Here is a 1,995-nt window from a genome sequence, read left to right as displayed (position 1 = left end):
AGGCCGGGGTCCAGGTGCGCACCGTCGGCTCGGAGGGGCTCGACACCTTCCACGCCCTCTACGTCGAGTCAGCCGAGCGCGACCACTTCCTGCCGCGGCCGAAGGCGTACTTCGAGGTCATGGCGAAGTCGTTCGCGTCGGAGGCCGGCAGCGACAGGGCGGCGTCGGCGTGCTTCTACGAAGCCCACGTCGACGGGGACGTGCTCGCGTCGGCGCTGATGATCCGGTTCGGCCGCACCTTCTCCTACCTCTACGGGGGCTCGACCGAGCGCAACCGCGACGCGCGTGCCTCGAACGCCCTGCAGTGGCGGGCGATGCGCGACGCCGCGGCTGCCGGGTGCGAGGCCTACGACTTCCGGGGCTTCAACACCTCGCTCGGGGCGACGAGTCCCCTCACCGGGCTGCTGCTCTTCAAGCTCGGCGCGGGGGCTGACGTCGTCGAGATGGTGGGGGAGCGTGAGCTCGTCCTCAGCAGGTTCTGGCACTTCGCCTTCGCGCGGGCCATGGCTGCCCGCATCGCGATCAACAAGCGCCGCAACGGTGCTCGCGCCTCGGAAGACGGCGCCGACATCTGAACCGCCAGCCCCTCGTCACCGCCTAGCGGTGGTGTGCCGCGTCCGAGAGCGAGACCTCGATCCGGGCGCCCTTCTCGCGCTGGGAGCCGTAGGCGGGGCGGGCGGACATTGGCGGGCTGGGGCGGGTCCCCGGCCCGCTGCGGCACCCAGCCCGTGGGCGACGACTGCTCGAGACCGAAGGTCGTGTCGTATGCCGTGTCCTCCTCGGTGCCGACGCGTCCGAGGGCGCCGGGTCGGGTCGGAAGGGCGGGGTGTCTGACACGGGATCGCCTCGGTCGGTCACATCTGCGGTTGACAGGTCGCCATGCTGCCCGACGTGTCGACGGCGACGAGGAGGCTGCCGGCATACACCCTGCACTGCACGGTGCCGGAGCCGGACGTGACCGTCGCAGAGACCTTCAGTCCCGTCGGGTGCTGGTCAAGGTGCAACTCGAGCGCGTGCGGCGTGCTTCCGAACCATGTGTCGATCGGGGCGTCCCCGACGGTCGTGTCGACCTGGGCCTCGAGGCCCGCCGCGGCAGGGCCGGTGGCCGACACGATCTCGACCCGAAGCGCTGCGGCACCGGCCGGGACGGGCGACACCTTCGGCGTGCCACCCAGCAGCGGGGCGAAGGTCGTGGTGGACGTGACGTCCTGGGCCCAGACGCCCATCCCGGAGTCCGCAGGTGGGCCGACGCCGCCGTCCCCGGTGCCGCCCCACGGACCGCAGTCCGACATCCCCGGACCGGCGCCGGTGTAGGACGGGCAGCCTTCGGTGGTGGAGGTGCCGGTATGGCCGTGGGCGAGAACGAGCATCAGCGGCACGAGCAGCAGCCAGCGCGATCGACGACGGCGCGGGGCCGGCCGGGCCGGCGGCGTGGTCAGCGTCGGCGACACCGGTGGCGACCATGCTGTCGTCTCGTGCCCCGCGGGGTCCTGGCTGGTCGGCCGGGGCGCCCAGGCCTCGGGCGGCAGGGGCGGGCCCGCCGGTGGCCGCCGCAGGTGCGGCACCCCGTTTGAGGCACTGTCGGGGGCACTGCCCGGCGCTTCGTCCGGCGCTTCGTCCGGCGCCTCGTCCGGGAAGGAGACGTGCCGGTCCCGCTGCGGGTCCGGCAGGGCCGGACGCAGACGCTCTGAATCGGACAACGGCGCCTCGCTTCGACGGATGGGACCACGGTAGGTCCTCTGGTGCCCCGTCGTCGCGCCTCGGACCGCTCGGGTCGGCGCCGCGTTTCCCATGGCCCTCAACCGTTCCACTTGGGCCGGCATCCGGAGACCGTCCGCCGGCCGGCGGGATATCGGTTCGGATCGGCCGGCGTCGCGCGCCTATCCTGTCGACCATGCCCGACGAGCCCGCGAACGCACCCGCGCGCTCGCGGCCACCCCGACGCCGCGGTCATCGCCGACCGGCCACGGGCGAGACGGCGTCGCAGGCGGGCGC

2 protein-coding genes are annotated in these 1,995 nt (G+C 73.4%); one reads left to right on the top strand and one right to left on the bottom strand.

Features of this window, described 5'->3' with window-relative positions:
- On the top strand, positions 1-575 hold a 575-nt coding region (locus AC1DP0_RS21360; RefSeq protein ID WP_478088503.1), incomplete at its 5' end, for a lipid II:glycine glycyltransferase FemX.
- Positions 576-854: 279 nt separating this feature from the next.
- On the opposite strand, the gene AC1DP0_RS21355 is transcribed toward AC1DP0_RS21360, so the two are convergent.
- Positions 855-1,451, bottom strand: coding sequence for a hypothetical protein (locus tag AC1DP0_RS21355; protein ID WP_478088501.1), 597 nt, complete (start codon positions 1,449-1,451; stop codon positions 855-857).
- Positions 1,452-1,995: the final 544 nt, after the last annotated feature.

The sequence above is a fragment of the Terrabacter sp. P5_B1 genome (assembly GCF_056400505.1).
Note: the sequence above shows the minus strand (reverse complement) of the source record. Positions and strands in the feature narration are given on the sequence as shown.